At 71.0% G+C, this 15,743-nt stretch carries 12 protein-coding genes; 6 read left to right on the top strand and 6 right to left on the bottom strand.

Translation table 11 applies throughout. The features are described from left to right. Positions 1-70: 70 nt before the first annotated feature. Both BLA60_RS09815 and BLA60_RS09820 read right to left on the bottom strand, forming a co-directional pair. Entirely contained in the window at positions 71-1,993 is a 1,923-nt protein-coding gene (locus tag BLA60_RS09815; RefSeq protein ID WP_084734781.1) for a glycoside hydrolase family 9 protein, read from the bottom strand. A 94-nt stretch (positions 1,994-2,087) separates the two neighbouring features. Next, positions 2,088-4,097, bottom strand: a complete 2,010-nt coding sequence (locus BLA60_RS09820) for a glycoside hydrolase family 48 protein (protein WP_075132463.1) — start codon at positions 4,095-4,097, stop codon at positions 2,088-2,090. Positions 4,098-4,326: 229 nt separating this feature from the next. On the opposite strand from BLA60_RS09820, the gene BLA60_RS09825 reads away from it, so the two are divergent. Next, complete coding sequence (locus BLA60_RS09825) at positions 4,327-4,983, top strand: lytic polysaccharide monooxygenase auxiliary activity family 9 protein (RefSeq protein ID WP_245811900.1); 657 nt, start codon at positions 4,327-4,329, stop codon at positions 4,981-4,983. A 121-nt stretch (positions 4,984-5,104) separates the two neighbouring features. On the opposite strand, the gene BLA60_RS09830 is transcribed toward BLA60_RS09825, so the two are convergent. Then, positions 5,105-6,052: a glycoside hydrolase family 6 protein gene (locus BLA60_RS09830; protein ID WP_084734782.1), complete on the bottom strand. Its 948-nt coding sequence runs from the start codon at positions 6,050-6,052 to the stop codon at positions 5,105-5,107. Between the two features lie 210 nt (positions 6,053-6,262). Here BLA60_RS09830 and BLA60_RS09835 point away from each other — a divergent pair, with 210 nt between their 5' ends. The 3 genes from BLA60_RS09835 (at position 6,263) to BLA60_RS43095 (ending at position 7,859) form a co-directional block, all read left to right on the top strand. Further along, positions 6,263-7,243, top strand: a complete 981-nt coding sequence (locus BLA60_RS09835; RefSeq protein ID WP_245811901.1) for a LacI family DNA-binding transcriptional regulator — start codon at positions 6,263-6,265, stop codon at positions 7,241-7,243. Between the two features lie 170 nt (positions 7,244-7,413). Continuing rightward, a complete protein-coding gene (locus BLA60_RS09840; protein WP_075132465.1) occupies positions 7,414-7,668 on the top strand; it encodes a hypothetical protein in 255 nt (84 codons plus the stop codon). Between the two features lie 35 nt (positions 7,669-7,703). After that, entirely contained in the window at positions 7,704-7,859 is a 156-nt protein-coding gene (locus BLA60_RS43095) for a hypothetical protein (protein WP_154814240.1), read from the top strand. Positions 7,860-7,936: 77 nt separating this feature from the next. Here BLA60_RS43095 and BLA60_RS09845 read toward each other — a convergent pair whose 3' ends face one another. After that, positions 7,937-10,438: an ATP-dependent Clp protease ATP-binding subunit gene (locus BLA60_RS09845; protein WP_075132466.1), complete on the bottom strand. Its 2,502-nt coding sequence runs from the start codon at positions 10,436-10,438 to the stop codon at positions 7,937-7,939. A 206-nt stretch (positions 10,439-10,644) separates the two neighbouring features. Here BLA60_RS09845 and BLA60_RS09850 point away from each other — a divergent pair, with 206 nt between their 5' ends. After that, the gene (locus BLA60_RS09850; RefSeq protein ID WP_084734783.1) at positions 10,645-11,031 is read left to right on the top strand and encodes a hypothetical protein; all 387 of its coding nucleotides are present in this window, start codon (positions 10,645-10,647) and stop codon (positions 11,029-11,031) included. An 8-nt stretch (positions 11,032-11,039) separates the two neighbouring features. On the opposite strand, the gene BLA60_RS09855 is transcribed toward BLA60_RS09850, so the two are convergent. Together BLA60_RS09855 and BLA60_RS09860 are read right to left on the bottom strand one after the other, a co-directional pair. Next, entirely contained in the window at positions 11,040-11,978 is a 939-nt protein-coding gene (locus BLA60_RS09855) for a PfkB family carbohydrate kinase (protein WP_075132468.1), read from the bottom strand. A gap of 29 nt (positions 11,979-12,007) precedes the next feature. Next, a complete protein-coding gene (locus BLA60_RS09860) occupies positions 12,008-13,429 on the bottom strand; it encodes an alpha-L-fucosidase (RefSeq protein ID WP_075132469.1) in 1,422 nt (473 codons plus the stop codon). A 122-nt stretch (positions 13,430-13,551) separates the two neighbouring features. On the opposite strand from BLA60_RS09860, the gene BLA60_RS09865 reads away from it, so the two are divergent. Further along, positions 13,552-15,723 (top strand): DUF6351 family protein, encoded by a 2,172-nt coding sequence (locus BLA60_RS09865; RefSeq protein WP_075132470.1) that lies wholly within the window; start codon positions 13,552-13,554, stop codon positions 15,721-15,723. Positions 15,724-15,743 lie beyond the last annotated feature (20 nt).

Here is a 15,743-nt window from a genome sequence, read left to right on the forward strand (position 1 = left end):
CCCACGCGGGCGCGATCGAGTTCGTCCGTTGTGGACCTTACGGTTCATTCTCTCCTCCATTGGTGGGGGTTCATGGCAGGTCCGGGGCCTGGCCCCAGACCTGGGTGGTGCCGTCGCGCAACGTCATCGACTCGACGGTCACCGGCGTGGCACCGGGCTGCTGGGCGACGTCCTGATAGGACCAGTCGTCGGCCGGGTTCCAGGTGCCGGAGCTCGTGATGCGGAACTGGATCTCCCGGCGGTGCTCGGACTGTCCCGCCGGTGAGATGACCTGGCCGGCGCAGTCGACCTCGACGTAGTACACCCGCCCGGCGTGCTGGACCGGACCGGTCGGCGGCGAGCACTGGTTGTAGTGCGCGGTCAGCGTGAGCTGGTCGGGGGTGGTGTCGCCGTCGAGGGTGAAGTAGTAGCGGAACGAGCCGTCGTCGAGGACCCTCGCCGGCCAGGCCGACCGGTTCACCACGTAGGTCTTGATCTCGGTGTAGTTCGCGCCGGCCGAGTTGACGGCGGCCTGCAGGTACAGCTCGGGCCCGTCGGGCTGCTCGGCCGGCGGGAAGTTCGCCAGCGGCGCGCCGCCGTACTCCTGGTACAGCCGGGCCAGCGCGCCGGTGAACCCGGCGTTGTAGTCGGTGGCGACCTCGTTCATCACGTAGTCGTTGCGGTCGTCGACGTACTGGTCGTTGGGCTGCGGCGGCCCGCCGACCAGCGCGCCGTAGAGCACGTGCCGGGTCTGGGCCGGCGACTGGATGCTGTTGGACCACGAGCCGTGGGCCGTGCGGTGGTGCGGGTTGCGCGGCGGGTCGTCACCGAAACCGACGAGGAACGAGCCACCGCGCGGGTTGTCGCCCAGCGCGTAGTCGATCTGGCCGACGGCGAAGTCGTGGTAGCGCGCCTTGCGGGTCGCGTCGGTGGTCCAGTCGCTGTAGACCAGCGCGGCGAAGGCGGTGTTGGCGGCGTAACGCAGCGAACCCCAGCGGTCGAGCACCGCCTGGCCGCCCGGCGAGTACGGCACCCGCTGGCCGTCGACACCGACGGTCCAGTAGTCCAGCCAGCGGTTGGCGTCGGCGACGTAACGCTCGTCGCCGGTGAGCATCGCGAGCAGGACGTAGGCGCCGTAGGACTTGTCGTCCCAGGCGATCGTCCACTTGTAGGAGCGGTGGCCGGTGGCCGGGTCGGTGCTCAACCGGTCGTACTCGGCCTCGGCCTTGGCCAGGTAGGCGGCCTCGCCGGTCGCGCGGTGCAGCCAGGCCGCCGCCCACACCAGCTCGTCCTGGTAGCCGCTCCACGAGTTGTAGTAGTTGGCGGCGTCGCGGATGCAGTCGGAGTACTTGCCGCGCACGGTGTCGGCGAAGGTGTAGAGCTGGCGGGCGTGGGTGACCAGGGTGTCGGCGCGGCCGGGGTCGGTCGGGCGCAGCACCATCGAGGTCGCGGCCAGCGCGGCGGCGGTCTCCCCGGCCAGGTCCGAGCCGCCGCAGGTGGCGTCGATCCGGTAGGACGGGCGGGCCATGGCCATCGCCTCGGCCGGGCCCCACCAGGCGTGGTCGGTGCCGCCGTTGCCGACCTGGCCGTACAGCACGGTGGGCGCCGGGTGCGCGCGGACCAGATAGTCGCTGACCCAGCGCAGGTTGTTGGTCAGCTCGTCGAGCTGACCGGCGGCGGCGTAGGCGTCGCGGTACTCGACCGCGCCCCAGGCGAGCATCGTGGCCGACGCGGCCATCGGGAAGCCGAACTTGACGTGGTCGCCGGCGTCGTACCAGCCGCCGGTCAGGTCGAGGTCCACATCGGACCCGTCGGCGGTCGCCGAGTCCCCGCGCCAGCCGACCCGGTTCCACGAGGGAAGCTCACCGGACTGCTGCGCCTCGTAGAACCAGAGCGACTTCTGCAGCGCCTCCCCGTAGTTGAAGCCCGCTGACCGCGCGCCCGAGGTGGCCGGCGCGGCGACCAGGGCACCGGCCACGAGCGACACCGTGGCGACGATCGTCCGAACACGCATGCCAGCGGTCCTTTCTCGACGGTGAGAACGGGACGTGCGAGGTGGAGACCGGGCGGGGCCGGCGGCGAGGAAGATCCCGGCCCCGCCCGGGGTATCAGTCGAACAGCAGCCCGAAGTCGGCCATCGCCATCGCGATGTCGGCCTGTGCCCAGAACCGGTGGTACCGGAACGTCGGCGCGGGTCCTTCGCCGTTCACGTACGCCTCGACCTGCGGATAGTCCGGGTCATCGGCGTACCAGGAGCGCAGCGAGGTGAACGTCGCGCCGTTCTCGATCTGGTCACCGTTGGGCATGGTGCCCGTCCAGCCCTGCGGCACGTACACCTCGTCGCCGAAGCGGCTGTAGTCCGCGCGCTGCTCCTCGACGGAGATGCCCAGGTCGTCCTGGTTGGCCCACATGGCCTCCAGCAGGTCGCCGGCCATCTGCTGGGCGTCGGTGTCACCGGACTCCGCCGCGTAGTACATGAGGGTCCTGGCCAGCGCGGCCGTGACACCCAGGTCCTGGTTGCGGGAGGTGACCTCGACGTGCAGACCGGCGTTGCCGCCGGGGTTGGCCGGGTCCCAGGTGTCGGGCTGGCCGCTCCAGCCGAGCTCGGCCGGCACCTGCCAGGTCCCGGCGGCCGGGTCGACGGTGGTGTTGGCCATCGCCCAGTCGACCCACTTGTCGAGCAGGGCGCCGGCGTCGGCGTTGCTGGTCGCGTAGTACAGCTCCGCCATCCGCTGCATGGACCACGTCTGCATGCCGAACCACCGGTTGCTCGGCGGGTCGTGGTAGACCGGCTGCCAGTCGTAGTACAGGCCGTAGAAGGTGGAGTGCCCGGTCGGCGGCTGGTCGTAGCGGCCGTTCCAGCTGTTGGTGGCGCCACCGGCGATGCCGCCCTCGGCGGACTGCAACCACCGGTAGAACTCCAGCTGCCGGTCGAGGCTGGTGTCCCAGTCACCGGCGGCGCTGGGCGACCTCGGCTTCAACTGGTCCACACTGGACAGTGCCCAGGCGGCCATCGGGTTCTGGTAGCCGAAGTGCGACGGGCTGGAGCCGATCCGCCACGCCCAGCCGCCGTCGGCGCCGCCGCCCCAGGCGTAGTACCAGGACATCAGGTAGTGCGCGCTGTTCTTGCCGGTACCGCCGGGGCAGGTGTCCGGCCCGACGCAGTTGCCGACGCGCTTGAAGTACTTGTCGTACATCGAGTAGCGCAGGTAGTCGCCCATCTTCGCGGCCTTGGCGACCGTGTCGGAGATCTGGCCCTGGTTGCCCTGGGCGGTGGCCCAGGTCAGCGCCCAGTAGGCGGCCTGGACCGCGCGGGCGTCGGCGTCCGGGGCGTTGGTGTAGCGCCACTGCCGCGCGTACTGCTGGTCGCCGACGAACAGGTCGATGTAGCCGTTGGGCCCGCCGTGGGCGAAGGTGTCGCACGAGGGGTGCGGCACGGTCTCCCAGGTGGACTCCTCGGGGCCGCGCTGGAAGGTGTTGATGTAGGCGGGGCTGCTGGTGCCGTCGCCGCAGTTGCCGTAGCCGTAACGGTTGTCGACGTCGAGCAGCCAGTGCATGCCGTAGATGTCGTCGTTGCCGTAGGTGCCGCTCAGCTCGTCGGCGATCGGGTCCTGACCGACCGGGACGTCGAAGTCGAGCTGGGCGGGGTACTCCTGCGGGGTGTCGTGCTCGGGGGCGTAGGTCGCCGGGTCGTTCGGGTTGTAGCCGGAGTTGCCCGGCTGTTCGTTGGCCTCGGGAATGATGTGCTTCTCCATGGAGGCCCAGGCCTCGTTGAAGCGGTCCCATTCGCCGGTGACCCGGCCGTACTGGGCCTCGAGCCAGACCCAGTAGCTGAAGGCCTCCGAGGTGGTGACGTGCCCGTAGTCGGGTGCCTCGACGATGAGGGTCTCGACGGAGTGGTAGGGCACGGGCGGGTCGTGGTCGCTGAAGTACCCGTTGGCCGGGTCCTTGATCTTCTCGTACAGCTCCAGGAACCGGTCGACGGACTGGGCGTCCATGCCAGGAACGTCCAGCACGGCCGGCGCGGCGGCGTCCGCATCGGACCGCAGCGGAACGGCGACGACCGGAGTGGCCAGCGTGAGCGCCCCGACGGCGGCGATGACTGGGAGCGCTCCCATACCAAGTCTTCTACGTCTCATCTCAAGCTCCTCGGCCAGCATCAACGAGCGTGTGCAGGGTCGTGGGAATCTGGGAGCGCTCCCACATTTGGTAAACAAATTGTTAGCAGTTGATCACGAGCGGTGTCAACGCCTCGACACAGGCGTAGTGCGCCCGGTTGACAGCAACAGGTACCCTGGGTATTTGGGAGCGCTCCCACATTGAACTCCAACGAAGGAGGGCGATGTGTTGACCAGACGCAAGGCCGCCGTGCTGGGCGCGGTCGCGAGCCTCGCGGCCACGCTGCTGGTGGTGATACCGGGGCCGACGGCCTCGGCCCACGGCGGCCTGACCTTCCCCGCGACCAGGACCTATGCGTGCTACGTCAATGGCCTGGAAGGCGGGAACGGGGACCTGAACCCCAGCAATCCCGCCTGCCAGGCGGCGATCGCGCAGGGCGGCAAACAGCCGCTGTGGGACTGGTTCGGGAACCTGCTGCCGAACATCGGCACAGGGTGGCCCAACCTGGCCGACGGGACCCTCTGCGGCCCGTCGGACAAGTACGCCGCCTACCGCCTGGCCCGAACCGACTGGCCCACGACCAACGTCCAGGCCGGCGCGAACGTGACCATCCGGTACAACGCCTGGGCCCGCCACCCCGGAACCTGGTACCAGTACGTGACGAAGGACGGTTGGGATCCCGGGCAGCCACTGAGCTGGGACGACCTCGAGTTCTGGCACCAGGTGACGAATCCGCCGGTGAACGGGAACGGGCCGCACGGGCCGGAGTACACGTGGCCGGCGACCATGCCCAACAAGAGTGGGCGGCACATCATCTATTCCGTGTGGGAGCGGTCGGACAGTCCCGAAGGGTTCTTCAACTGTTCTGACGTGAATTTCCAGTAGGTTGGTGAGCCGGTCGCCCTTCGGGGCGGCCGGTTTCTTTTTCTCGGGTTTCGGGCGCTTCGGGCCGGGGTCGCGAGTGCCCACACCACCAGGGAACCCACGACCCCGACCCGGAGCCAACTCAGGAAACAGCTAGCGAATAGGCCCGATCAGGAACAAACTCCCCAGCCGGCGCGATACACCCGTCAGCCTCCCCCGGCAACTTCACCCACAGATAAGCAGCGATCCGCGAATCCCCGGTCTCCGTCGTACTGGACACCCCCACGGCACGCCCGGGCGGATCACACCACTCACTCCCGTCAGGCCCGTTCCCGTTCCGGCTGGTGTCAATCACGGCCCGCAACCGGGAATCCCCCAACGCCTCGAGTACGGCACCGGCGAACGCCGTCTCATCGGCTGTCGTCCGGTAGTTGGAGACGTTGGTCGAGATGCCGTCGGCGCTTCCCGAGACGTCGGCCGCCCGCAGGCGGTCAGCCGCCTCCCCGGGTGCCAACCACGCGGAGTGACCGATGTCGAAGAACACCCGCGCCTGGCCGGAGCCGGCCTTCAGCCGCTTCCCCGCGTACGCCATCGACGCCGAGGTCTCGGCCTGTTCCGCCGGCGACTGGCAGTTCGTCATCAACGGCAGCACGTCCGGCTCCAGCACGATGTACGCGGCGCGCCCGGCCAGACCGGCCGCGACCTCGTCGACCCAGGCGCGGTACGCCGTGTGGGACGGGGCACCGCCACCGGAGGCACCGCCGCAGTCGCGGTTGGGGATGTTGTACACGACGAGAATCGGGATTTTCCCCGCCGCCGCCGCGCCACCGACCAATGAGTCCACCTGGGACCTGACGGTGCCGGTGTTCGTGGTGGTGAACCAGCGGGCCTGCGGTTGGGTCGCTATCCTGTCCCGGATCACGGGCATCCGGGAATCGTTCGGGTTGGCGGCCACCCAGCGGGCGGCGTTGGTTTCCGGGTCCACATAGAACACCGAGTCCTCCGGGGCCGCGGCAACGGGACCGGGCGACGCCAGTGCGCTCGCGCAGAGCGCCGCGGCCGCGACGGCGAACCACTTCCTGAGCTCCATCCAGACCTCCCAGACGAGGGCGAAAGGTGGATGGGAGCGTTCCCAAATCGCTGCCCCAGTGTGGGGCATTCATCACATTGAGTCAAGAAACGGACCCGTGGGAAGGCTCCCAGTATTATTGGGCAGGCGTCGGGGCACGGCGGAGCGCGGGAGAAGAGCATGGCGGGCAAGGGTCGGACCCGGACAAGCGGGCGCCCCACGCTGGAACAGGTGGCGGTCGAGGCGAACGTCTCGCGAGGCACGGCCTCGCGTGTGGTCAACGGATCGCTGGAGGTGAGCCCCTACGCCCTCAAGGCGGTCCGGGACGCCATCCGCAAACTCGGCTACGTCCCCAACCACGCCGCCCGCAGCCTGGTCACCCAGCGCAGCGACACCGTCCTGCTGGTGGTGTCCGAGTCGGAGGACCGGGTCTTCAACGAGCCGTTCTTCGCCAGCATCGTGCGCGGCATCAGCCAGGAACTGTCCACCACGGCACTGCAGCTCAACCTGGTCATGGCCAGCACGGCCCGCCAGCACGACCGCGTGGAACAGTTGGTACGAAACGGACACGTCGACGGCGTCATGCTGATCTCCCTGCACGGCGACGATCCGTTGCCGCAGAACCTGGTCGCCGCCGGCGCGCCGGTCGCGCTCATCGGCCGGCCGGTCACCGACACCGGCGACATCCCCTACGTCGACGCCGACAACGAGGCCGGGGCGCGCACCGCCACCGAGTACCTCTACCGGCAGGGCCGGCGCCGGATCGCGACCATCACCGGACCCCGCGACATGGCTGCCGGGCTCGACCGGCTCAGTGGCTACCGCGCCGCCCTGCGCGGCAAGCGCGGGGTCACCAAGCTCGTTGCCCAGGGTGACTTCGGGCAGGCCAGCGGCGAGGCGGCGATGCGCGAACTGCTCGCCCGCGACCCCGACCTGGACGCCGTGTTCGCCGCCAGCGACCCGATGGCCGCCGGGGCGCTGCGCGCGCTGTGGACGGCAGGGCGCCGGGTCCCCGAGGACGTCTCGGTCATCGGCTTCGACGACTCCGAGCTCGCCCGCAACACCAATCCGCTGCTCACCAGCGTGAGCCAGCCGGCCCAGCAGATGGGCCGCAAGGTGGCCGAACTGCTCATCACGCAACTGCGCGACCAGGACGCCCAGCTCAAACCGGTCATCCTGCCGACGGAGCTGATCTGCCGCGAATCGGCCTGACGGCCGCTGCCCCGTTCGGTCTTCCGTGAGGACGCCGAACGCGCTATCGTCGCCTCTGGGAGCGCTCCCAAATCGCCGAGACTCCCTCGTGTGTCTACTGTGGACCTGTCACTGACCGATCGTCGGGTGACACCGCGATTACCCAGAGCCCGACCGGGTACCTGTCCCTCATGACCGCTACCGACACGAGCCGGCAGATCTGCGAGGTCTGCGGCAACGAGTACGACATGGCGTTCGAGGTACATGCCCAGGGAGACGTTCACGTGTTCGACAGCTTCGAGTGCGCCATCCACCTCATGGCCCCGGTCTGCGAACACTGCAAGTGCAAGGTCATCGGCCACGGCGTCCAGGCCGGTGGCCAGTTCTTCTGCTGCGCGCACTGCGCCCGCCAGGCCGGAGCGACCGAGGTTCGCGACCGGGTCTGACCCGCGCCGCACCGGCACCCGAGGAGGGACCCGACATGGCCACCGACCAAGGCCTCCCCCAGCCTCCCGACGATCCACCACCCACCCAGGACATCCGCTCCGCCTTCGCCGTCTGGTGCCGCACCACCAGGCTCGGCGACGACGACACCGACCAGCTGGACAACGCCGCCGTCCTGCGCGGCATCGACTGACCACACGGCGGTCACTCCAGGAGGGGGATCCGGCGATCGCCGGATCCCCCTCCTGGAGTGCGCCGACCGGAACGGCCTCAGCCCGTCGGGGCCAGCACGGTCGTGTCGAAGCGCAGCTCGTCGCCGTCGGTGTCCACCAGCACGCGGGTCCCCGGCTCCAGGGTGCCGTCGAGCATCATCCGGGACAGGCGGTTGTCGACCTCCCGCTGGATGGTGCGGCGCATGGGCCGGGCGCCGAACTCTGGCTGGTGACCGCGCCGGCTCAGCCACGCCACCGCGGCGTCGGTGAACTCCAGAGCGATGTCCTGCGCGTGGGCGCGGCGGGTCGTCTGCTCCAGCATCAGCCTGGTGATCTGGGACAGCTGCTCCTGCTCCAGCCGGCGGAACACGATGATCTCGTCGATCCGGTTGAGGAACTCCGGGCGGAACGAGTCCCGCAGCACGCGCATCAGCCGGTCCCGCAGCTGGCGGTCGGTGTCGCCCTCGTCGGCCGGGGTGAAGCCCAGCGCGCCGCGCGTACCGGCGGTGATCAGCTCCGAGCCCAGGTTGCTGGTCATCACCAGGACGGTGTTGGTGAAGTCCACCGTGCGGCCCCGGCCGTCGGTGAGCCGGCCGTCGTCGAGGACCTGCAACAGGATGTTGAACACCTCGGCGTGCGCCTTCTCGATCTCGTCCAGCAGGACCACCGAGTACGGCCTGCGCCGCACCGCCTCGGTCAGCTGGCCGGCCTCCTCGTACCCGACGTACCCGGGCGGCGCGCCGATCAGCCGGCTGACCGTGTGCCGCTCGCCGTACTCGCTCATGTCCAGCCGGATCAGGTGGCTCTCGTCGCCGAAGAGTGCCTCGGCGAGGGTGCGGGCCAGCTCGGTCTTGCCGACACCGGTCGGACCGAGGAACAGGAAGCTGCCCGATGGCCGGTTGGGCTCGGCCATCCCGGTCCGCGACCGGCGCACGGCCTCGGCGACCGCGGCCACCGCCTCGTCCTGGCCGACGACCCGGCGGTGCAGGTACTCGTCCAGCTCCAGCAGCCGTTCCCGCTCCTGCTGGGTGAGCTGGCGGACCGGGATGCCGGTGAGACCGGAGACGACGTCGGCGATGTCCTCGGTGCCGACCTCGGGCACGTCCTGCGGGTGGTCGTCCACGCGGGCGCGGTCCAGGTCCGAGCGCACGGCCGAGATCTCGTCGCGCAGGGCCGTTGCGCGCTCGTAGTCCTCGTCGGCGACCGCGTAGTCCTTCTCCCGGTACAGCCGCTCCAGCCGTTCCTGGAGGTCGCGGGCCTTGTTCGTGCCCCGGCGCAGCCGCAGCCTGACCCTGGCCCCCGCCTGGTCCATCAGGTCGATGGCCTTGTCCGGCAGGAACCGGTCGGTGACGTAGCGGTCGGCGAGGTTGGCGGCCGCGTCCAGCGCGTCGTCGGTGAACCGGACCTGGTGGTGGGCCTCGTACCGGTCGCGCAGGCCGCGCAGGATCCGGACGGTGTCCTCGACCGACGGCTCGGGCACCAGGATCGGCTGGAACCGGCGCTCCAGCGCGGGATCCTTCTCGATGTTGGTGCGGTACTCGTCGAGCGTGGTGGCGCCGACGATGTGCAGCTCGCCCTTGGCCAGCGCCGGTTTGAGGATGTTGCCGGCACCCATCGCGCCCTCGGCGGCGCCGGCGCCCACGACCGTGTGCAGCTCGTCGATGAACACGATCAACTCGCTGCTGTGCGCCCGGATCTCCTCCAGCAGCGTGTTCATCCGCTCCTCGAAGTCACCCCGGTAGCGGGTTCCGGCGACCATCGCCGTCAGGTCCAGCTGCACGACCCGGCGGCCGGTCAGCGTGTCCGGCACGTCGTCGTCGGCGATCCGCTGGGCGAGGCCCTCGACGATCGCCGTCTTGCCGACCCCGGCCTCACCGATCAGCACCGGGTTGTTCTTGCGCCGCCGGGACAGCACCTCGACGGTCTGCTCGATCTCGGTGTCGCGGCCCACAACCGGGTCCAGGCCGCCGGCCCGCGCCTGCTCGGTGAGGTCGCGGCCGAACTGGTCGAGGGTCTCGGTGCCCGACGGGCGGGCACCGGCGCCGTCGCGGCCCTGGCCGGCGATCGTCTCCGGGGTGACCTTCGCGTCGGCCAGCATCCGGCCGGCGACCGAGTCGGGGTTGGCGGCCAGCGCCAGCAGCAGGTGCTCGGGGCCGATGTAGGAGGCGCCGAGACCGCGGGAGATCTGGTGGGCGTCGAGCAGGGTGCGTTTGCTGGCCGGGGTCAGTCGGACGGTGCCCTCCCGGGGGTCGCCGGCCCGTGACTGCTCCTCGATCCGGCGGGACAGCTCGTCGGGGTCGGCGCCGGTGTCGGCGACCAGGTCGTGGATCCCCGGGTGGCGCAGCGCCGCCCACAGCAGTTCCTCGGTGTCCAAGTCGGTGCGGCCCCACCGGGCGGTCTGGGTCGCCGCCTCGGCGACCACGCTCCTGGCCTGTTCGCTGAGGAACCTGGTGATGTCGATCGGTTGGGGTCGCCCGCCGGAGCGCCCGCCGAAGAACTGGGCCAGGAAGTCGTCGAACGGGCTGGCGCCGGAGCCGCCGGGCCCATGGAAACCAGTCATCGTCACCTCGCCGGTTCGCCGCGTTGGTTCACCGGGTGGGCTTTCCAGCGCCGCGCGACCACAAACCCGCTGAGCGTGATTCACCTCTGTGGATCGTCCCCAGGGGTGACATCCCCCGAACGTGTACCCGGCCGGGTGGAACGGTGACTGTCGGGATTGGACAGGAGGGATCAGGGCACTCGATTCCCATGGCAACGGGGAAAAGGATGGCGCTGACGTTGCTCGGCGTGATGATCGTCGCGGGCTGCGGCACCGGCTGCGGCACCGGCGAGCAGGACGCGAAGGCGAGCGCCGCCGCCGCGGCGAACGAGTTCCTGCTGGCGCTGGAGCACCCCGACGAGGCGTGCCGGCTGCTCGCCCCCGAGGCGCTGGCCGTGGTCGAACAGGACGGTCGCCGGTGCGCCGACGCCCTGCCGGAGCTGCGGCTGTCCTACGGCGAGGCCCGGGAGATCACCGTCTGGTCGGTGCGCGCCCTGGTCCGCACGAACAGCGACACCCTGTTCCTGATCGAGCGGGAGACCGGCTGGCAGATCACCGCCGCCGGCTGTGTCCCGGCCGAGGACGTCACCTACCAGTGCGTCCTGGCGTCCTGACCAGGGTTTCAGCCGACGGCGGCCAGGAACCGGCGCAGTCGTCGCGGGGTGAGGTTGGGCCGCCCGCCGGGATGCTCGACCGTGGCCGCCGCGGCGGCCACGGCCAGGTCGACGGCCTCCTCCGCGTCCCCGCCCCGGCACAGGACGCTGGTCAGCGCCGCGCACAGGGCGTCGGCGGCGCCGGTCGTGTCGACCACGCGGGTCGCCAGGTGGGGCACGACGCGGGACCCCGTCGCCCAGGCGAACGCGTCGGCACCGGGCACCCCGAGAGCCACCAGGGCGATCCCGTGCCGGTCCATCAGCGCGTGGGCCGCGCCCAGCGCCAGATCGGCGTCCAGGTCGGCGTCCAGGTCCGAGGCGTCGGTCCCGGTCAGCCGGCAGGCCTGGCGGGTGCCGGTGCGCAGCACGTCGGCGGCGGCGAGCAGGGCGTCGCGGTGCTCACCCTCGGGCGGGGCGCCGTCGAGCACGACCAGACCGCCGGTCTCCCGGACGAGGGTGGCCGCGGCCAGGGCGGCGGCCGTCGGCTGCCGGAGCTGGATGACCGCGCACCGCGCGGCACGCAGGGTCGGCGCGGCCGAGGCGACGTCGTCCTCGGTGAGCTGGACCTCGGGGGGCAGGTGTTCGAGGTAGTGCCAGTCGCCGTGTGCGTCGGGGACGTCGACGGTCAGGCCGGTGGTGGCGCCCTCGCGGCGCACGACCGGCTCGACGTCCACGCCGTCGCGCCGGGCCCGGTTGAGCAGCGTGGCCGCGACGTGGTCGTCGCCGACGACCCCGAGCAGCGAGACCGGCAGGCCGAGCTGGGCCAGCGCCACGGCGATGTTGGCGCCCTTGCCGCCGAGCACCTCGCGGCGTCGCAACACGCGCGCGGTCTCGCGGGCGCCGGGTAACGCGTCGACCGACAGCACCAGGTCCCTGGAGATCTGCCCGACCACGACGGTGCTCGACATGGACCGGGGAGTACCCCCGATCGGGGGACTCACACCTCGCGCAGCTCCAGACAGTGCACGGGCTGGTCGCGCGGGGTCGGCAGGTCCACCACGACCGTGTCACCCCGGCTCGCCCAGTGCAGCGGTCGGCCGTGGCCGAGCAGCCGGACCCGGTGATCCCGCCGCAGCGGCGGCAGGTCGGCGGCCGGCAGCGTGACCGTCGTGCCGGGACGACCGAGCAGGAACACGTACACCCGTTCGCCGGAGTCCCTGGTGGTGTACCGGGTCTCCAGGCCATCGGCCGTCCGGCCGCGCTGGACCCGCCACGCCCGGGTGCCGTGGATCCCCTCGCCGTTGACCGACAGCCAGCGGCCCAGGCCGCGCAGCAGGGCGGTCTGGGTGTCGTCGATGGTGCCGTCGGCGCGCGGGCCGACGTTGAGCAGCAGGTTGCCCCAGTGCGCGACGGTGTCGACGAACAGGGTGACCAGCTCGTCGAGGGTCAGGTAGTCCTCGGCCGGCTCGTTGGTGTTGTAGCCGAAGGACAGGCCGCAGCCCCGGGTGTTCTCCCACTTGTGGTCCGGGCCCTGGCCGGTGTCGTGGTCGTACTCCTGGGTGTAGAAGTCGCCGTGCTGGCTCCTGACCTGGCCGAGACGGTCGTTGACCAGCACCCCGTCGCCGCGCGCGGCGGCCCGGTTGTAGTACCAGGCGACGAGTTCCCGGGTCCCGAAGTCCTCGGCGGTGGCCATCCAGTCGCCGTCGAGCCAGAGCATCTCGGTGCCGATGTCCTCCACCAGCTCACGCACCTGCGGCCGCAGCCACTCGCGCAGGTACTTCTCGCTCAGGTAGCCCGGGTGCGGGGCGTCGTACTCGGGCGCGTAGTAGTTGAGCAGCTGGTGGTAGGAGGGCGCGTAGTGCAGGCCCCTGGCGCGTACCGCGTCGCCGAGTTCGCGCAGGATGTCGCGCCGGGGGCCCATCGTGGCGCTGTTCCAGGTGGTGGTTGCGGTGTCCCACAACGGGAAGCCGTCGTGGTGGACGCCGACGGGGACGACGTAGCCGGCACCGGCGGCGGCGAACAGGTCGGTCCACTGCGCCGGGTCCCAGCGCTGGGCACGGAACATCGGGATGAAGTCGCGGTAGGCGAAGCCGGCGCCGTAGGTCTGCCGGTGGTAGGCGTGGGTGGGGTTGTTCGGGTCACGCATCCGGCTCGGGTACCACTCGGCGTACTCGCCGCGCGGGGCCCAGGCCGGCACGGAGAAGATCCCCCAGTGGACGAAGATCCCGAGCTTCGCGTCGTCGAACCAGGACGGCGGCCGATGGCCCCCCAGCGACTCCCAGGTCGGCTCGTACGGTCCACTGTGGACTAATGCCTGGGCTCTGAGCGGGGACGACGTACCCAGTCCGGCCGCGGCCAGCGGCGCGGCCGCCGATCCGGCGAGCAGACTCCGACGGGTGATCCGCTGGCTTCCGAGCACGAGGCACTCCCATCGCCGAGCCGATGTTCGCCTGATCCACCCATGCTAACGCCCAGCACTTGATCCGTTACCAAATATCGGTCAGACTACGCCGGGTCGGGCAGCCTCTACGGGAGAGAAACGTGGGATTAGCCGCCCGACTCGCGGGTTTCGTGCTGGCCGTCTGCCTGATCACCTCCACCGCCGCCACCGTGTCCTCGGCCAGCACCATCGGCGGTGACCTGTCGGTGCGCGCGCTGTCCACCCGCGCGAACCTGGTCAGCGGCGGCGACGTCCTGCTCCGCGTGCAGGTCCCCCGGCTGGTCGAACCGGTGCAGGTCACCGTGACCGCCGGCGGCCGCGACGTCACCAGCGCCTTCACCCGCAGCGGCAACGCCATGACCGGTCTGGTCACCGATCTGCCCGTCGGCACCACGATGGTCACCGCCAAGGCCGACCGGGGGCGGCTGACCGCCAACCTCGCGGTCACCAACCACCCGATCACCGGACCGGTCCTGTCCGGGCCGCACCAGCGCCCGTTCCTGTGCTCCACCACCGAGTTCCGCGTGCCGGTGGTCGGCGCGCCGCTGATCGGCCCGCTCGACGAGGACTGCTCGGCGGCGACCCGCGTGGACTACGTGTACCGCTCCACCGCCGGGCACTACCGGGCGCTGCCCGACCCGACCGCACGGCCGGCGGACCTGGCACGCACCACCAACAGCGAGGGCCGCACGGTCAACTACGTGGTGCGGATCGAGACCGGCACGGTCAACCGGGGCGTCTACGAACTGGCCCTGCTGCACGACCCGGTCGTCGACCCCGCCCCCGGCCCGCTGGCCCGCCCGGCCGGCTGGAACGAGCGGCTGATCTTCAGCTACGGCGGCGGCTGCCGCGCCGGCTACCACCAGGGCGCCGGGACGGTCACGTTCCCGCCGCCCGGCGGCCAACTGCCCGCGGTGCCCAGCCCGCTGACCGACGCGTGGCTCTCCCGGGGCTACGCCGTCGCGGTGTCCAGCCTGGCGGTGCTCAACACCACCTGCAACGACGTGATCGCCACCGAGACGACGATGATGCTCAAGGAGCGGTTCGCCGAGCGCTACGGCGTGCCCCGGCACACCATCGGCTACGGCCCGTCCGGCGGTTCGATGATCCAGCAGCTGACCGCGCAGAACTATCCCGGCGTGCTCGACGGCCTGCTGCCCAGCGAGAGCTTCCCGGACACCCTCGTCCAGCTGACGTCCACATCGGACTGTGCGCTGCTGCTGCGGGCGTTCGCGGCGGCCACCGAACCGTGGACCACCGCGCAACGCACCGCCGTCGCCGGCTGGGGCTCGCCCGACCACTGCGCCGACCCGTTCAGCGGCGACTGGGGGCGGGCGTTCCTGGCGACCACGGTCACCGAGCCGACCTGGAGCGGGTGCGCGGTCGACGTCCCGGTGTCGCTGGTCTACGACCCGGTCACCAACCCCGACGGCGCGCGCTGCACCTACCAGGACAACGCGGTCAACATCTACGGCCGTGACCCGGCGACCGGCTTCGCGCGCCGGCCGCTGGACAACACCGGTGTGCAGTACGGGCTCGACGCGTTCAACGCCGGCACGATCAGCGCCGAGCAGTTCGTCGAGCTCAACGAGCGCGCCGGCGGCTACGACCAGGACGGCAACCTGATGGCGGCCAGGACCGCCGGCAGCGTGGAGGCGGTCACCACCGCGTACCGCACCGGCCGGGTCAACAGCGGCGCGAACCTCGACAGCGTCCCGATCGTCGACTTCCGCACCTACCTCGACGACCGCCCCGACCCGCACGACATCGTGCGCGGCGACACCATGCGCGCGCGGCTGCTGGCCACCAACGGCTCGGCCGCCAACCACGTCATGCTCACCACGTCACCGTCGACCGCCGGGGCCGGCCGGCCCAGCGCCGTGGGCATCGAGGCGCTGCTCCTGCTCGACCAGTGGCTCAGCGCCGTGTCCGCCGACCAGAGCGCCGACCCGCTCGCGGTGAAGGTGGCCCGCAACCGCCCGGCCGCCGCCGTCGACGCCTGCTACACCACCGCCGGCACCCGGGTCACCGACCAGGCCCAGTGCCGCCAGCTCTACCCCCGCCACGAGAACCCGCGCCTGGCCGCCGGCGAGCCGCTGACCAACGACGTGCTGATGTGCGCCCGCAAGCCGCTCGCCGCCGCCGACTACGTCCAGCCGCTGACCGCCGACCAGCTCCAGCGGCTGGAGACCGTGTTCCCGGGCGGGGTCTGCGACTACGACCAGCCGGGCGTCGGACAGCAGCCGCTGGCCGGGACCTGGCTGAGGTACTGACGCCGGTACTGACGCCGGCA

The organism is Actinophytocola xinjiangensis (assembly GCF_001921215.1).
GTDB lineage: Bacteria > Actinomycetota > Actinomycetes > Mycobacteriales > Pseudonocardiaceae > Actinophytocola > Actinophytocola xinjiangensis.